This is a genomic window from Mycobacterium montefiorense (assembly GCF_003112775.1).
In the GTDB taxonomy this organism is placed as follows: Bacteria; Actinomycetota; Actinomycetes; order Mycobacteriales; family Mycobacteriaceae; genus Mycobacterium; species Mycobacterium montefiorense.
In genome coordinates this window covers 267790-282905 of sequence record NZ_BFCH01000007.1, presented here as the reverse complement: position 1 = coordinate 282905, position 15116 = coordinate 267790, and the positions used below count along the sequence as shown (strand labels likewise).

The window sequence follows — 15116 nt, the reverse complement described above, 5'->3', positions numbered from 1 at the left end:
CTTTCGCTAGATGACGACTTAGATAAGGACTACGCCTTCGGCGACGCCGACGGCCCGCAGGTCGCGGTACCAGCGTTCGACCGGGTGTTCTTTCGTGTAGCCATGGCCGCCGAGCAGTTGCACGCCGTCCAGGCCGATCTGCATGGCCTTGTCGGCGCCCAGTCGCTTGGCCAGTGCCGCCTCGCGAATGAACGGGAGTCCTTGTTCGGCCCGCGCGGCGCCGCGCCAGGTGATCAGCCGCAGTCCGTCCAGCTCGATGGCGATGTTGGCGCACATGAACGCGACGGCCTGCCGATGGGCGACGGGTTCGCCGAATGCCTCGCGTTCTTTCACATACGGGATGACGTAGTCCAGGACCGCGTGCGAGGTCCCGACGGCCAGTGCCGCCCAGCCCAGCCGGGACAGCGCGATCGCCTCGGAATAGTCGTCATCGGTGGCTTCGTCTTCACCCAGCCGGGCATTCAGCGGCACCGACACCCCAGAGAGCTCGAGCTGGCCCAGGGCCGCGGCACGGATACCCATGCTCGGATCCGCCTTGACGGTAAGGCCTTTGGCGGCGGACTCGACGATGAACAACGCGGGCCTGCCATTCAGTTGCGCGCCGACGATGAACAGCTCAACGTCGGCCGCGGCCGGGACCAAAGACTTCACGCCGTCGAGCCGGTATCCGCTGGGTGTACGCACCGCGGTGGTCTTCAGGCGGGTGGGGTCGAACAGTGGCCGCGGTTCTGCAATGGCCACGCAGGCCTGCGGAACATTCTCGCCCGCAAACTCTTTCAGATATGTTGCCTGCTGGTCCGCGCTGCCCCAATGGGTCAGCGCGGACGCCACGCCGCCCGGCGCCAGGATCGGCAGTGCCAGCCCCATATCGCCATAGGCCAGCGCCTCGGCCACCAGCACGTTGGTCACGCTTGAGCGGTGTGCGGCAATGCCGTCGAAATCCTCGGGGATGTTGATCGCGGTGATACCCAGATCGGCGGCCTTCGCGATCAGCTCCGGTGGGTAGCTCGCGGCGGCGTCAGCGTCGGGCGCCGCGGGCCGCAGCACTTCTTCGGCGAATTCCTCTAGGGTCTCGACGATCATCTTCTGCTCGTCGTCGGGCGTCAGGTCGTAGAAATCCTTGCCGCTGGATTTGAGGCGGGTCGGGCCACCGCGGAGGTTCTGCACGCGTTTGAACTGCCGGGAAGCGGCGCCGGCGGTTGAGAAGATCGTTTTTGTGCCGTAGCGCAGGCCCCGGTTTATCGGGTCGCGCAGATGGTATTTGTCCAGGAACTCCTGGCCGACAATCGGCGTGAGCAGCGCCATGGTGATGTCGATCCCGGTGCGTTTGTGCGGTTGCAATCCGACGCCGGTGTTGCGGCCGCGCCGTTTGGCGCGCGGGCGGGAGGTATTTGAGCCGGAAGCAGAGTCCGTCATGTCAGCAGCCTCGGTAGTTGGGGCGATGCAGTCGGAAGACTATCTTACTCCGGAGTAAGATAAAGAGAGCTTGTTAACTAATTCACACCAAGGCTGCGCAGTACACGCTCGTGTAGCAGGCCGTTTGTCGCCACGACGTCGCCGCCGTGTGGGCCCGCGGCGCCGTCCAGGCCGGTGAATGTGCCGCCCGCCTCGCGGACCAGGATGTCGAGCGCGGCCAGGTCCCACACCGAGACTTCCGGTTCTGCCGCGATATCGACGGCCCCCTCGGCAAGCAGGCAATACGAGAAGAAGTCGCCGTAGGCGCGTACCCGCCACACCGCATCGGTCAGCTCGATGAGGCGTTCCCGCAGGCCGCGCTGCGCCCACCCCGACAGGCTGGAGAACGAGAGGCTCGCCGAATCCAGTTGTGCCACCGACGATACCGACAGCGGGCGCGGCGGCGCACCGTTGACCGACACGAAGGCCCCCCGGCCGCTGGCCGCCCACCACCGACGTTGCAGCGCGGGCGCACTCACGACGCCTACCACTGGGACGCCGTCTTCGAGCAGGGCGATCAAACTCGCCCACACCGGTACTCCGCGAACGAAGTTCTTGGTGCCGTCGATCGGGTCGATGACCCATTGACGCCCGGTGAACGTGGTGGTCCCGCCGAATTCCTCGCCGACGACGCTGTCGCCGGGCCGCTCGCGCCCGAGCACCTCACGCAGGTCGGCTTCGACCGCCCGGTCGGCGTCGGTGACCGGAGTCAGGTCCGGTTTGGTGTCGACGTGCAGGTCCAGCGCGCCGAACCGGTCGCGGGTCAGCGCATCGGCGCGGTCGGCAAGCGTTGTCGCCAACGCGAGATCATCCTGACTCATGCCAGCAGTCCTACCACGGCGGTCAGTGGCCGTGTGCGGCGTCTGTCATCCCCGGTGGTTGAAGTTGTCGACGACGCCCCGCAGCGCCTCGGGGTTGCGCAGGAACGGCGTGATGATGTCGACGGGGAGGGGAAACACCACCGTCGAATTCTGGTCGGCGCCCAACTCCAACAGCGTTTGCAGATATCGCAATTGCAGTGACGCGGGGCTCTTCGACAGGGTCTCGGCCGCTTGGCGCAGCTCGTCGGAGGCCTGCAGTTCTCCGCGGGCGTTGATGACCTTGGCGCGGCGCTCGCGCTCGGCTTCGGCCTCGCGGGCCATCGCCCGTTGCATCGACTCGGGTATCTCGACGTCCTTGATCTCGACCACCCGAACCTCGATGCCCCACGGCTCGGTCATCTTCTCGATGATGGTGCGCAGATCGCTGTTGAGGTCTTCGCGATGTGCCAGCAGCGTGTCGAGATCGGCGCGGCCCAAAAGCGACCGCAGTGTCGTTTGGGCGATCTGCGAGGTGGCGACCGCATAATTCTCGACCGCCAGAATCGCCTTCAGCGGGTCGGTCACCTGGAACATGACGACGGCATTCACCCGGGCCGGGACATTGTCGCGGGTGATCACCTCCTGCGGCGGAATGGTCAATGTAACCAGCCGCTGGTCAACCCGAATCATCTTGTCCACCAGAGGAATTAGTAGCCGCAGCCCTGGACGATAGAGCGGGCGGACATGACCCATCCGGAACACCACGCCACGTTCGTACTCGCGCAGTACCGACAACGACCGCCACGCAAGGACGACCAGGACAACGATCAGCGCGGCGATCATCGCGATTGCTACTCCGGTCATGTCGTTCTCTCCTTGTTGGCATCCCGGCTGCCCCAGCGAGTCGAATACCGGTCGATGGTGGCGGCGATTTGGTCCTCGATCGCGGTACGGTGCGGTAGGTGCTCGGGCGCGTTGGACGGCGTGTTCCACAGGTGGCGCACAAGGGGCAGGCCCAGCACAACCACGACCAGGATTGTTCCCGTCAGCACCAGCAGATCGCTCACGGAATGATTGGCAACCGAGGTGGCCAGCGGCAGGATCACCCCCAATGAAGCCACGCAGCAAGCGATTCCACGGTGGAACCGCCCGGCATCCGAATGCGGCCAAGGGTCGATGTCACGGCTGATCTCCCGGCCGTGATCCGACGTCGTGCAAGTGGCTTTGATCGGACAGCTATTGCACACCACGGGTAGCGCGCGATAACGCATCACCCGGTGCTGCGGATCGAACGAGCTCGGCCACAACCAGTGTTCCTGTGGGCACACCCAGGCGTCATGGTCGGGCCGGTAGGCGAATTGCCCGGTGCGCCACTGGGCGGCGCGGGCCGACGCGTGCCGCGCCATCGCGTCGAAACCCCATCCGATGGCCACCAGCGCCACCGAATATCCGGCGATCAGCCACACCGATGTGGTCGGAGGCGGCATCGGTCAGCCTTTCGCCGACGCGGTAGCACCGGCGGCGGTCTCGGTGTAGAGCGGGTGCTCCGGCAACTCCTCAACGGTCGTACCGGAGCGGAAATTGCGCAGCGCGGTCCATGCGATCCAGACGAAGGGCACCACACCGCCGACGATCATGATGGCATCGCCGGGGAGCCGCAGCCATTCCAGTAGCGAGTTTCCGGGTTTGGTGATGTAACCCAATGATCGAGCTTCGAAGTAGCCTTCGCCGACCGAGTGATAGAGCTGCATCACACCGAGCGGCAAGAGGGTGGCGAACACCATCCACGCCAAGCCGATGTTCATGCACCAGAACGAGATTCGGGCAAGTCTATCGGGCCACTTCTGCGGTGGAATCACGTAGCGGAACGCGAACATAGCCAGACCCACGGCGAGCATGCCGTAGACACCCATCATCGCCCCGTGCGCATGGTTGGCGGTCAGGGCGGTGCCTATCTCGTAGTAGGACACCACCGGCAGGTTGATCAGGAAACCAAAGATGCCTGCTCCCAAGAAGTTCTAGAAGCCGACCGCGACGAGGAACATCACCGCCCATCGATGCGGGAACGGTTTTGCGTCGCCCGACTGCTGGCGCGCACCCAGCTGCAGGAACGCCCAGGCCTCGACGGTCAGGAAGGTCAGCGGGATGACCTCGCCCGCCGAGAAGAACGCGCCCAGCGCCATGTGCTCGACCGGGGTACCGGAGAAGTACAGATGATGCATGGTGCCGATCACGCCGCCGGCCGAATACAAGATGACGTCGAGGAAGATCACGCCCAACGCAATCCGCTCACGCACCACTCCCAGTAGCACGAATATGTAGGCCACCATCACCGTGGTGAACAGCTCGAGGAAGTCCTCGACCCACAGGTGCACCACCCAGAACCGCCAGAAGTCGGCGACACTGAAATGGGTGTCGCTACCGGCCAGCAGTCCAACGGCGTAGAACGCGGGGATCGCCAGCCCCGCGAAGAAGAACATCCACGGCATGTTCATCTTCGACTCGCCTTTGAGCCGGGCGCGCATGCCGCGCCAGATGATCGCGATCCAGACGAACAACCCGACGACCAGCAGGATCTGCCACAGCCGCGGCAGGTCAAGATATGCCCACTGCTGCGAGAGCAGACCGCCCTGCGGAATGACGCCGTAGATGGACAGCGCCTCACAGATCATCGATCCGAACACCACCGCCGCGACCGCGCCAAGCAACACGTAGGTGAGCAGTCCCTGACGTTTCGGCTCGCGGCCCGCGATGAACGGCACCAGGAAGATGCCGCCGGCGAGAAAGGCCGCCGCGGTCCAGAACAGCGACAGCTGGACATGCCAGGTGCGGGCCAGGTTGTAGGGCAGCACTCGGGCCAGGTCCAGACCGAAGAATGTCGACAAATCGGCCCGGTAATGCTCGACGGCCCCACCCAGCACGGTTTGCGCCAGGAACAACACCGACACCACGGCGAAGATCCAGATGCAGGCCCGCTGCGCCGACGTCAGGCTGACCTCGCCGGGCTGGCGAAACGACAGGTTCGAGGCCTCGGCGCTGTGCCAGCCGACGTTCTGACTCCATCGCCCGTAGACCGCGAACATGATCCCGATCCCGCCCAGCAGTGCGATCAGCGACAGGCCCGACCACACGATCAACGCGGCGGTGGGACCGTTGTCGACTCGCGTCTCGGCCGGCCAGTTGTTCGTGTAGCTGTACTTGTGGCCGGGCCGTTCGGCGGCGGCGGCCCATGCGGTCCAGGCGTAGAACGCCGTCAAGTCGCGGATCTGCGTCTTGTCGGTGATGAACTTTGGCTTTAGCCCGTACTTGGTTGAATCCTCGCCGAAGTAGGTCGCGTAATAGTTTTGGATGTGGTCAAACGCCTCGGCTTGGCGGTCGGTGAACACCAGCGTTTTGGTGTTGGCGTTGTAGCGGTTGGTCCGGAATTCGGTGACCAACCGGTCATGCGTATCGGCCACGCCCTGCGCGCGCAGTTGATTGGACACGTCGTCGGTTGCCATCCGCAGGTACTCGGCGGTGTAGTCGGGGCCCAGGTAGGCGCCATGCCCCAGGATCGAGCCGTACTGCATCAGGCCGCGGGATTGAAAGAGTTCCTGCCCGCGGGTGATGTCTGCACCCGTGAACAGTGTTTGGCCTGATTCGCTGACCACCTTGTCCGGCATGGGCATTGACGCCGTGTAGGTGCGATAGGCCAGGATGCCCATCACGAGAAACCCGAAGATCATCACCAGGGCAACGCCCTGGAGCCAGCCCTTTCCGATGAGGGGTTGCGACGTTGGCTGATGAACGCTCTGGTCGGTGGTGATTTTGACGACCTTCCTGTCGGGCGGTGGGTTCTAGCGGCGTCGACCAGGGGCGACGCCAGCTGAACATCCACGGCGGGCTGGGCTGCGGTGGCAACAGTATTGGCCGCAGAATTTGACCGATAGGGACCAATGGCCTTGATTCGGTGACCAATACCATTGGGGGACAGAGGCTTCGGGGCCCAAACCGTAGCCAATCAGGGCGCGGCGGAGAAGGGACTTTTGGCCCTAACGTGCAACACCTCGGGGCGGGATGATGTTACTGCGGGTTGCAGATAAGCCGCACGTAGCTCGGAAGGTCGCTGATCATGAACCGCCTGACGACACTGGACGCCGGTTTCCTCAAGGCCGAAGACGCCGATCCACGGGTCAGCCTGGCCATTGGTGGTGTGGCGGTCATCGAAGGTCCGGCACCGGACCAAAGCGCGTTGACGTCGGCATTCGCCGACCGGATGCGCGCCTGTCCCCGGTTCGGTCAGCGGTTGCGGTTGCGCCCGTTCGACCTCGGCGCTCCGCAGTGGGTGGAGGATCTAGGCTTCGACATCGGCCGTCATGTTCGGCGGGTGGCGCTGCCACAGCCAGGAGACGACCAGCAGCTGTTTGCGGTGGTCGCCGATTTGATGGCGCGGCGTTTGGACCGGGATCGACCGTTGTGGGAGATCTGGGTCATCGAAGGTCTCGCCGACGGCCGATGGGCGATGCTGACCAAGATCCACCACTGCATGGCCGACGGAATCGCGGCCACACACATGCTCGCCGGGCTGTGCGATGACGGCGTCAGTGACAGTTTCGCCCATCACATCAGGGCCGCAAACGAAGTGAAAAAGCCTGCACCCGAGGTCAATCCGCTGGCCATGTTGGGCGGGCTATGGAACATGTCTACCGCCGTGGTTGCGGGTGCCGCTCGAGCGGCCCAGGGCGCAGCCGAAATTGCCCTCGGTCTGCTGCGTGCGGCACCGTCGCCGCTGAACGGGCGCATCGGCGATCTGCGTCGATACAGCGGGGCGCGGGTGCCATTGGCCGACGTCGAGCAGGTATGCCGGGCTTTCGATGTAACGATCAACGATGTTGCGCTGGCAGCGATTACGGAAAGCTACCGCAAGGTGTTGGTCAAGCGCGGCGAGCGACTGCAGCCGGGTTCGCTGCGCACGCTGGTGCCGGTGTCGATGCGATCCAGCCAAGCCTTCGACAAGACCGACAACCGCGTTACGGTGATGCTTCCGCAGTTGCCGATCGACGAAGAGAACGCGGTGCAGCGGTTGCGAATAGTGCACGCGCGGCTGCACCGGACGAAGGTGGGCGGGCAACGGCAAGCCGGAAATACGTTCGTGTCCATGGCAAATCACGTTCCGTTCGCGTTCAGTGCGTGGGCCCTCGGGTTGCTCACGCGGCTGCCGCAACGTGGCGTCATGACGTTGGCCACGAACGTGCCCGGTCCGCGCCGGCCCCTGCGAGTGATGGGCAAAAAGGTGCTGGGTGTGTTCCCGGTCCCGCCGATTGCGATGCAATTGCGAACCGGCGTCGCGATGCTCAGCTATGCCGATGATCTGTTCATCGGCATCCTCGCCGACTACGACGGTATCGCCGACATCGACGAGCTGGCTCGTGGAATCGAAGCCGCGGTGGCTCGTCTGGTGACCATCAGCAAGCGGCGCGAGGCGCACTACGCGCGCGGACCGTTGTCCCTGGTCGTGTGACGATGAGCAAAAGCCATGCGGATCTGGTCGACCGCGCCGACATCGAGGATCTGCTGCGTCGCTTCTATGACCAGGTGCTGACCGACGAGGTGCTGGCCGAGCCGTTCGCGCAGCTGCGGTCGGAGGGATTGGATGCGCACATCCCCGTGATGTGCGACTTCTGGGAGACGGTGCTGTTCCGCGCGGGCCGCTACCGCGGCAGCGCGCTCACCGTGCATCGGGTGGTTCACCAGCGGACTCCGCTATCCGGCAAGCATTTCGTGCGTTGGTTGACCGTCTGGCGCGACACTGTCGACGAGATGTACCGGGGGGCGGCGGCCGAGCGGGCCAAGGTACAGGCCGCCAGGATTGCGTGGGCGATGCACCGGCGGCTGACGGGTGTTGACGCACAGGAACTCGACGCGCTGCTTGCGGGCTGACCGGCTCAGGCGAAAGAGGCGTTGGGATCGGGTTCTGGACCGAAGGTGAAGTGGCGTCCGGTGATTTCGGTCGGGGTCACCCGGACGTAATGCTTCTTGATGGTTGCGGTCCACGGCATCAGCTGAACGCGTTCGGCTTCCTCGATCTCCGCCGCGGTGCGCAGCACCCGGGCGCGGCCGCGGACAATCACACTCCAGCCCTCGGCGACGTCGTGATCGTCGGCCTCGAACACCACCACGCTGTTCGCGACGGCGGAAAACAACTTGGTGCCCTCGGCGGTGCGGAACAGCACGGTCCGGTCTTGCACCGCATAGTTCACTGGGAAGATCTCGGGTTCACCGGCGAAACTCGTCACGAGTCGGCCCAGGGCGGCGCCGCCCAGCCTGCGCCAACTCTCGCCTTCGGATAAAACGACCGCGGGCTCATCAGTCATCGACCTCACCTTTCCTCGGCGCAGCAGTGCCCACGACGCTACGGTGAATCCGCGTGCGACAGTAGGGCCCTAGGTCAACTCCGCCGAACGCCGCCATCGGCCGGGGACCATCCTGGCCGCGGCCGTCCTACCATGGCGATGTGTGGGAATTCGGTCTGCTGCTTTTGCTCGTCGCGGTCTTGGGCTTATTTCTTGCCCAGCGGTTCGTCCCGCGCGGCCCGCGCGGCGAGCTCCTCAACGGGACATTGCTGGTGACCGGGGTGAGCCCGCGACCCGATGTCAGCGGGGAGCAGTACGTCACGCTCGCCGGCGTGATCAACGGGCCCACCGTCAACGAGCATCCCGTCTACTGGCGGTTGGTGGTCGACGTCGACCAATGGCCGGCCATGGGTGAACTGCACCCGGTGGTGTATTCCCCGAAGAATCCGGACAACTGGAAGTTCGCCCCGCCCGAATCACCCGCGGGCTAGCTCGACGATCACTGCTTGCATTGTGGGTGTCAGGTGGCATTCTGATGTCATGGCGGGCAAAGACATCGAGCGGATGCGGGCAAAGAGTGCTCTCGAAGTGATCAGGCAGCACCCGGTCCTGGTGCTCTTCGCGGTGTCGCCCGCGATCGCGGTGCTGGGCGTCATCTGGTGGGTCGCCGGGGCGGGGTGGGCCATCGCCGCGGCCACCGCCCTGCTGCTCGCCAGTGCGGGCTTCATCGTTTTTAGGAGCTGAATCGCACTCAGCCCCAACATAATTGGGCCATCGCGGGACGGTCTGCGATCAGCCGTGGCTGATGCGCAACAGCTCGGTGAGGTTCGGCAGCTTGACGCGCGGGCGCCCGTGCGGCTCGCCGGCCGCACGTTCGTGGGCATCGATGATGTCCCAATGCGCCGAGGTAACCAGCTTCGGCTGACGCGACGCCAGCCAGTCCGCCAGCTTGTCGGCGTGGTCGTTCGGGAACTCGGATAGCTCTGCAGCGCCGGTCAGATCGTTGATCAGGGTATCGACGGTGTCCTGGGAGTCCTTTTTGTTGGTGCCGATCACACCGGTCGGCCCACGCTTGATCCACCCGACGACGTACTCGTTGCGGCGGCCCTGGACCCGGCCGTCGGTGTTAGGGATGGTCGCGCTCTTGTCGTCGAACGGCAGGCCGGGAGTGGGCACGCCGCGGTAGCCTACCGAGCGCACCACCAATTGTGCCGAGAGCTCCTCGCGTTCCCCGGTGTCCTTGGCCGATACCCGCCCACTCTCGTCGGCGACCAACTCGTTGCGGCCCAGCACGATTCCCTCGACCCTGTCGTCGCCTTTGATCTCGATCGGAGACGTCAGGAACCGGAAAACCATGCGGCGGTGTCCCGGACGGGGCTCGCGGCTGGCGTAGTCGCGCAGCACCTTGATGTTGGTCTTGGTGGTCTTGCCGGCGGCTTCCGCTTCCTCGTCACTGATGCCCTCCAGCTGCGCGGGATCGACGATGACGTCGACGCCTTCGAGGTCGACGAGCTCACGCAGCTCCAGCGTGGTGAACGCGGTCTGCAGCGGCCCGCGCCGGCCGACGACCACCACTTCTTCCACGCCGCGTGGGCGCAGCGATTCCAGCGCGTGATCGGCGATATCGGTTTCCGCCAGCGCGTCGGGGTCGGTGATCAGAATGCGTGCCACGTCGAGCGCGACATTGCCGTTGCCGATGACGATGGCCCGGGCGCCCGACAGGTCGGGCGAGATCTGCTCGAAGTTCGGGTGCGCGTTGTACCAGCCGACGAAGTCGACGGCGGCGACACTGCCGGGCAGCTCCTCGCCCGGGATGTTCAGGGAACGATCGGACTGCGCACCGACCGCGTAGATCACGGCGTCGTACTGCTCGGCGAGTTCGGCGGCCTCGACGTGCTCGCCGACCACCACATTGCCGAAGAAGCGGAAGCGTGGATCACCGGCGGTTTTTTCAAACTGCTTGCTGATCGACTTGATCTTGGGGTGGTCGGGCGCGACGCCGGAGCGCACCAGGCCCCACGGCGTCGGCAACATTTCGAGCATGTCGACGGCGACGTCAATCTCATCGGAGGAATCGGCGGCCTTCAGCAAAGACGCCGCGGCGAAGAATCCCGACGGTCCGGAGCCGACGATGGCGACATGGAATGGACGCATATACAAGCCTTCTGTTCATGCCCGGCTGCGACGCAAGGGGCTGAGAACGGGCTGGGCGTCGCAGTCGCGGGCGCACATGATGGTGATTCGATGCTAGACGCTGAACCCCGGCAGTTGGTCAAAGTGCCGCACGTCGTGACCTGAGCATTCGCCTCCGACCAGCGCGCCGGTAACGTGGTCGGCTGTGGAACCCGACCGTCAAGCCGATATCGCCGCCCTCGACTCCGCCCTGACCACGGTGGAGCGGGTGCTCGATGTGGATGGTCTGCGCAGCCGCATCGAGAAGCTCGAGCAGGAGGCGTCCGATCCCAAACTGTGGGACGACCAAGCCAACGCGCAGCGCGTGACCAGCGAGTTGTCACACACTCAGGGGGAGCTGCGCCGTATCGAGCAGCTGCGGCAGCGGGTCGACGACCTGCCGGTGCTCTACGAGCTGGCCGCTGAGGAGGGCGCCGCCGACGAGCTGGCCGAGGCGGACGTCGAGCTGAAGGCTTTGCGTGCCGACATCGAAGCCGCCGAGGTGCGCACCCTGCTGTCGGGCGAGTACGACGAGCGCGAGGCGCTGCTCACTATTCGCTCCGGCGCCGGCGGCGTGGATGCCGCGGACTGGGCCGAGATGCTGATGCGGATGTACGTCCGATGGGCCGAAGCGCACAAATATCCGGTCGAGGTGTTCGACACGTCTTACGCCGAAGAAGCCGGCATTAAAAGCGCCACTTTCGCGGTGCACGCACCGTTTGCCTACGGCACGTTGTCGGTGGAACAGGGCACGCATCGGCTGGTCCGAATCAGCCCGTTCGACAACCAAAGTCGGCGTCAGACATCGTTCGCCGAAGTCGAGGTGCTGCCGGTGGTGGATACCACCGATCACATCGACATTCCGGAAGGCGATGTGCGCGTTGACGTCTACCGTTCCAGCGGCCCGGGTGGCCAGTCGGTGAACACCACCGACTCCGCGGTTCGTTTAACCCATGTCCCGACGGGTATCGTCGTAACTTGCCAGAACGAAAAGTCGCAACTGCAGAACAAAGTTTCGGCAATGCGAGTGCTTCAAGCAAAGTTGTTGGAGCGCAAGCGTTTAGAAGAGCGCGCTGAGCTGGACGCGCTGAAAGGGGAGGGCGGCAGCTCCTGGGGTAACCAGATGCGCTCCTACGTACTGCACCCGTATCAGATGGTCAAGGACCTGCGGACCGAGTACGAGGTTGGCAATCCTGCGGCCGTTCTGGACGGGGACATCGACGGGTTCCTGGAAGCGGGCATCCGGTGGCGCAATCGAAAAGATGACGACTAATACAACTTTTCTTTCTATGGCGATGACGCAGCAGTGGCATAACTTTTGGCACGGCCACATCGGGGGATGGATTCTCGACCAGGGTCTGCGCATCGTCATGTTGCTGATCGCGGCCGTGCTGGCGGTCCGATTTGTCACCTGGGTAGCCCAGCAGGTCACCCGGCAGCTTGACGTCGGATTTGCCACTAGCGACGCGTTGGTGCGCTCGGAGGCGAACAAGCACCGCCAGGCCGTGGCGTCGGTGATCCAGTGGGTGTCGATCGTCCTGATCGCGATCTGGGGCGTCGTCGAGATCGGCGAGGTGCTGAACTTTTCCGTCGGCGGTTTGGTCGCCCCCGCCACCGTCATCGGCGCGGCGCTGGGTTTCGGTGCTCAGCAGCTGGTCAAAGACCTGCTCTCGGGTTTTTTCATCATTGTCGAGAAGCAGTACGGCTTCGGTGACCTTGTCTCGCTGACCGTCAGTGGGATCAACGCCGAGGCGCGCGGCACGGTCGAGAATGTGACGTTGCGGGTGACCCGACTGCGCTCGTCGGACGGTGAGTTGTTCACCATCCCCAATGGCCTGATCGTCAAGACCATCAACCTCTCCAAAGACTGGGCACGCGCGGTGGTGGACATCCCCGTCTCGACCAGCGCCGACCTCAACCGGGTCAACGAGGTCTTGCATGAGGCCTGCGACCACGCCATGGACAACCCGCTGCTTGGTGAGTTGTTGCTGGACGCGCCCACTCTGATGGGCCTGGAGAAGATCGAAGTCGACACCGTCACGCTGCGCATGGTGGCCCGCACACTGCCCGGCAAACAGTTCGAGGCGGGCCGGCAGTTGCGCGTGGTGGTCATGCGCGCACTCGCGCGCGCCGGCATCGTCACCATGGCCGAGGCAACGGTGAGCCTGATCGACGACGACCCGGGGGCCAGCGCCGCGCAGGCCGCCGAGGCGTCGCGTGAAAGCGAGCACGAGTCGGTGAAAAAGTGAAGCTGACTCTCAACGTCCTCGAGAAGCACCGCGACGACGAGGAACGCCGTTGGCCGCGCTATGTGTTCGGTGGCCGGATGCGCACCTCGACGGTGGCATTGATACTCGCCTTCCTCGCCATCTGGTGGGTCTATGACGTGAACCGTCCGCAGCCGGCTCCCAAGCAGGCGCCGTCGCAGGTGGTGCCGCCGGGCTTCGTCCCCGACCCGAACTACACCTGGGTGCCGCGCACCAGGGTGCAGATGCCGGCACCGACCAACACGTTCGTGCCGACTCCGACCAGCACGGTGCCGCCGCCCCTGCCCACCACGTCGACGCCGCCGCCACCGCCTACGACCCCTTCACCGCCGCCGTTCCAGCTGCCCTGCTTGCTGCCGCCGCCCTTCTGTCCGCCCAGCCCGAGTCCCTCTCCACCCGCCCCACAGCAACCGCTGCCGGAGCCCGGTCCGGCGCCCACATCGGCGCCACCGGCGAGCTGACCTTCGCGTTGCAGCGAAGTTCACCGCTACACTGGCGTGCCGTGATGATCACCCTTGACCATGTCAGTAAGAAGTACAAAGCGTCGGCACGCCCGGCGTTGGACGACGTCAACGTCAAAATCGACAAGGGTGAATTCGTCTTCCTGATCGGCCCTTCGGGTTCGGGGAAATCGACATTCATGCGGTTGCTGCTGGCTGCGGAGTCGCCGACCAGCGGGGACGTGCGGGTCTCGAAATTCCACGTCAACAAGCTGCCCGGCCGGCATGTGCCGAAGCTGCGCCAGGTGATTGGCTGCGTCTTCCAGGACTTTCGTCTACTACAACAAAAGACGGTGTATGAAAACGTCGCCTTCGCGCTGGAAGTCATCGGCAAGCGCGCCGATCAGATCAACCGGGTGGTGCCCGATGTGCTCGAGACAGTTGGTTTGTCCGGCAAAGCCAACCGGCTGCCCACCGAGCTGTCGGGTGGTGAGCAGCAGCGGGTTGCGATCGCGCGCGCGTTCGTCAACCGGCCGCTGGTTCTGCTGGCCGACGAGCCGACCGGCAACCTCGACCCCGACACCAGCAACGACATCATGGATCTGCTGGAGCGGATCAACCGCACCGGGACGACGGTGCTGATGGCGACGCACGACCACCACATCGTCGACGCGATGCGGCAGCGCGTCGTGGAGTTGTCGCTCGGCAGGCTGGTCCGCGACGAACAGCGTGGCGTCTACGGGATGGATCGCTAGTGCGCTTCGGCTTCCTACTCAACGAGGTCCTGACCGGGCTTCGCCGCAATGTGACGATGACGGTCGCGATGATCCTGACGACCGCGATTTCGGTCGGCCTGTTCGGCGGCGGGCTGCTGGTAGTTCGGTTGGCCGAGCACTCGCGCGCCATCTATCTCGACCGCGTCGAGACGCAGGTCTTTTTGACCGAAGACGTGTCCGCGAACGATCCGGCCTGCAGCACCAATCCGTGTAAGGCGTTGCGGACCAAAATCGAGGGCCGCGATGACGTCAAATCGGTTCGCTTCCTTAATCGTCAGGACGCCTACGACGACGCGATCCGAAAGTTCCCGCAGTACAAGGACGTTGCGGGCAAGGATTCCTTCCCCGCGTCGTTCATCGTCAAGTTGAACAATCCCGAGCAACACAAGGATTTCGACGTTGCGATGCAAGGCCAGCCGGGAGTGTTGTCCGTACTCAACCAGAAAGACCTGATCGACCGGCTGTTCGCGGTGCTGGATGGCTTGGGCAGTGTCGCGTTCGCCGTCGCATTGGTGCAGGCAGTCGGTGCGATCCTGTTGATTGCCAACATGGTTCAGGTTGCCGCATATACGCGGCGCACCGAAATCGGGATCATGCGACTCGTGGGCGCCAGTCGCTGGTACACCCAGCTGCCCTTCCTGGTGGAGGCGATGCTCGCTGCCGCTCTTGGTGTGGCGATCGCGGTAGGCGGTTTGCTCGTGGTGCGGGCATTTTTCCTGGACAACGCGTTAAATCAGTTCTACCAAGCCAATTTGATCGCTCGGGTTGACTACGCCGACATCCTTTACATCTCACCGATTCTGTGCCTGCTCGGCGTGTCGATGGCCGGGTTGACGGCATACGCGACGCTGCGCCTATACGTACGGCGTTAGCT

At 64.4% G+C, this 15116-nt stretch carries 15 protein-coding genes and 1 pseudogene; 9 read left to right on the top strand and 7 right to left on the bottom strand.

Annotation, left to right across the window (positions count from 1 at the left end; all coding sequences use genetic code 11):
- Positions 1 to 18 precede the first annotated feature (18 nt).
- The 5 genes and pseudogenes from DB708_RS04995 to DB708_RS04975 all read right to left on the bottom strand — a co-directional run bounded on the left by DB708_RS04995 (position 19) and on the right by DB708_RS04975 (position 5980).
- Positions 19 to 1416, bottom strand: a complete 1398-nt coding sequence (locus tag DB708_RS04995; protein ID WP_108920831.1) for an acyl-CoA dehydrogenase family protein — start codon at positions 1414 to 1416, stop codon at positions 19 to 21.
- A 77-nt stretch (positions 1417 to 1493) separates the two neighbouring features.
- The gene (gene hisN / locus DB708_RS04990) at positions 1494 to 2276 is read right to left on the bottom strand and encodes a histidinol-phosphatase (protein ID WP_108920830.1); all 783 of its coding nucleotides are present in this window, start codon (positions 2274 to 2276) and stop codon (positions 1494 to 1496) included.
- A 45-nt stretch (positions 2277 to 2321) separates the two neighbouring features.
- Complete coding sequence (locus DB708_RS04985; RefSeq protein ID WP_108920829.1) at positions 2322 to 3119, bottom strand: slipin family protein; 798 nt, start codon at positions 3117 to 3119, stop codon at positions 2322 to 2324.
- A complete protein-coding gene (locus DB708_RS04980) occupies positions 3116 to 3742 on the bottom strand; it encodes a hypothetical protein (protein WP_108920828.1) in 627 nt (208 codons plus the stop codon). The genes DB708_RS04985 and DB708_RS04980 overlap by 4 nt, the downstream gene beginning before the upstream one ends.
- Positions 3743 to 3745: 3 nt before the next feature.
- A pseudogene (locus tag DB708_RS04975) lies at positions 3746 to 5980 on the bottom strand (nitric-oxide reductase large subunit).
- Between the two features lie 386 nt (positions 5981 to 6366).
- On the opposite strand from DB708_RS04975, the gene DB708_RS04970 reads away from it, so the two are divergent.
- Positions 6367 to 7755, top strand: a complete 1389-nt coding sequence (locus DB708_RS04970) for a WS/DGAT/MGAT family O-acyltransferase (protein WP_108920827.1) — start codon at positions 6367 to 6369, stop codon at positions 7753 to 7755.
- A 2-nt stretch (positions 7756 to 7757) separates the two neighbouring features.
- Positions 7758 to 8174, top strand: coding sequence for a group III truncated hemoglobin (locus DB708_RS04965; protein WP_108920826.1), 417 nt, complete (start codon positions 7758 to 7760; stop codon positions 8172 to 8174).
- 5 nt (positions 8175 to 8179) lie between these two features.
- On the opposite strand, the gene DB708_RS04960 is transcribed toward DB708_RS04965, so the two are convergent.
- Positions 8180 to 8608 (bottom strand): pyridoxamine 5'-phosphate oxidase family protein, encoded by a 429-nt coding sequence (locus DB708_RS04960; protein WP_108920825.1) that lies wholly within the window; start codon positions 8606 to 8608, stop codon positions 8180 to 8182.
- 140 nt (positions 8609 to 8748) lie between these two features.
- Between DB708_RS04960 and DB708_RS04955 the strand changes: the two genes are divergently transcribed.
- Positions 8749 to 9078: a hypothetical protein gene (locus DB708_RS04955; protein ID WP_108920824.1), complete on the top strand. Its 330-nt coding sequence runs from the start codon at positions 8749 to 8751 to the stop codon at positions 9076 to 9078.
- Between the two features lie 49 nt (positions 9079 to 9127).
- Entirely contained in the window at positions 9128 to 9331 is a 204-nt protein-coding gene (locus DB708_RS04950) for a hypothetical protein (protein WP_108920823.1), read from the top strand.
- Positions 9332 to 9379: 48 nt separating this feature from the next.
- On the opposite strand, the gene DB708_RS04945 is transcribed toward DB708_RS04950, so the two are convergent.
- Positions 9380 to 10741: an FAD-dependent oxidoreductase gene (locus DB708_RS04945; protein ID WP_108920822.1), complete on the bottom strand. Its 1362-nt coding sequence runs from the start codon at positions 10739 to 10741 to the stop codon at positions 9380 to 9382.
- A gap of 184 nt (positions 10742 to 10925) precedes the next feature.
- On the opposite strand from DB708_RS04945, the gene prfB reads away from it, so the two are divergent.
- From prfB to ftsX, 5 genes are read left to right on the top strand one after another with little or no spacing between them, the layout of a single operon-like run.
- Positions 10926 to 12032 (top strand): peptide chain release factor 2, encoded by a 1107-nt coding sequence (gene prfB, locus DB708_RS04940; RefSeq protein ID WP_108920821.1) that lies wholly within the window; start codon positions 10926 to 10928, stop codon positions 12030 to 12032.
- Entirely contained in the window at positions 12022 to 13008 is a 987-nt protein-coding gene (locus DB708_RS04935) for a mechanosensitive ion channel family protein (protein WP_235616632.1), read from the top strand. The genes prfB and DB708_RS04935 overlap by 11 nt, the downstream gene beginning before the upstream one ends.
- On the top strand, positions 13005 to 13487 hold the full coding sequence (locus DB708_RS04930) for a hypothetical protein (protein ID WP_108920820.1): 483 nt from the start codon (positions 13005 to 13007) through the stop codon (positions 13485 to 13487). Before DB708_RS04935 ends, DB708_RS04930 begins: the two co-directional genes overlap by 4 nt.
- A 44-nt stretch (positions 13488 to 13531) precedes the next feature.
- On the top strand, positions 13532 to 14221 hold the full coding sequence (ftsE, locus tag DB708_RS04925) for a cell division ATP-binding protein FtsE (protein WP_108920998.1): 690 nt from the start codon (positions 13532 to 13534) through the stop codon (positions 14219 to 14221).
- Positions 14221 to 15114: a permease-like cell division protein FtsX gene (gene ftsX / locus DB708_RS04920; RefSeq protein ID WP_108920819.1), complete on the top strand. Its 894-nt coding sequence runs from the start codon at positions 14221 to 14223 to the stop codon at positions 15112 to 15114. Before ftsE ends, ftsX begins: the two co-directional genes overlap by 1 nt.
- Positions 15115 to 15116 lie beyond the last annotated feature (2 nt).

Excerpts from the sequence above, each read along its gene's own strand:
- DB708_RS04960 (WP_108920825.1), bottom strand. The coding sequence starts at position 8,608 with ATGACTGATGAGCCCGCGGTCGTTTTATCCGAAGGCGAGAGTTGGCGC.
- hisN (WP_108920830.1), bottom strand. The coding sequence starts at position 2,276 with ATGAGTCAGGATGATCTCGCGTTGGCGACAACGCTTGCCGACCGCGCC.
- DB708_RS04980 (WP_108920828.1), bottom strand. The coding sequence starts at position 3,742 with ATGCCGCCTCCGACCACATCGGTGTGGCTGATCGCCGGATATTCGGTG.
- ftsE (WP_108920998.1), top strand. The coding sequence starts at position 13,532 with ATGATCACCCTTGACCATGTCAGTAAGAAGTACAAAGCGTCGGCACGC.
- DB708_RS04950 (WP_108920823.1), top strand. The coding sequence starts at position 9,128 with ATGGCGGGCAAAGACATCGAGCGGATGCGGGCAAAGAGTGCTCTCGAA.
- DB708_RS04965 (WP_108920826.1), top strand. The coding sequence starts at position 7,758 with ATGAGCAAAAGCCATGCGGATCTGGTCGACCGCGCCGACATCGAGGAT.
- DB708_RS04935 (WP_235616632.1), top strand. The coding sequence starts at position 12,022 with ATGACGACTAATACAACTTTTCTTTCTATGGCGATGACGCAGCAGTGG.
- DB708_RS04970 (WP_108920827.1), top strand. The coding sequence starts at position 6,367 with ATGAACCGCCTGACGACACTGGACGCCGGTTTCCTCAAGGCCGAAGAC.
- DB708_RS04995 (WP_108920831.1), bottom strand. The coding sequence starts at position 1,416 with ATGACGGACTCTGCTTCCGGCTCAAATACCTCCCGCCCGCGCGCCAAA.
- DB708_RS04945 (WP_108920822.1), bottom strand. The coding sequence starts at position 10,741 with ATGCGTCCATTCCATGTCGCCATCGTCGGCTCCGGACCGTCGGGATTC.
- DB708_RS04985 (WP_108920829.1), bottom strand. The coding sequence starts at position 3,119 with ATGACCGGAGTAGCAATCGCGATGATCGCCGCGCTGATCGTTGTCCTG.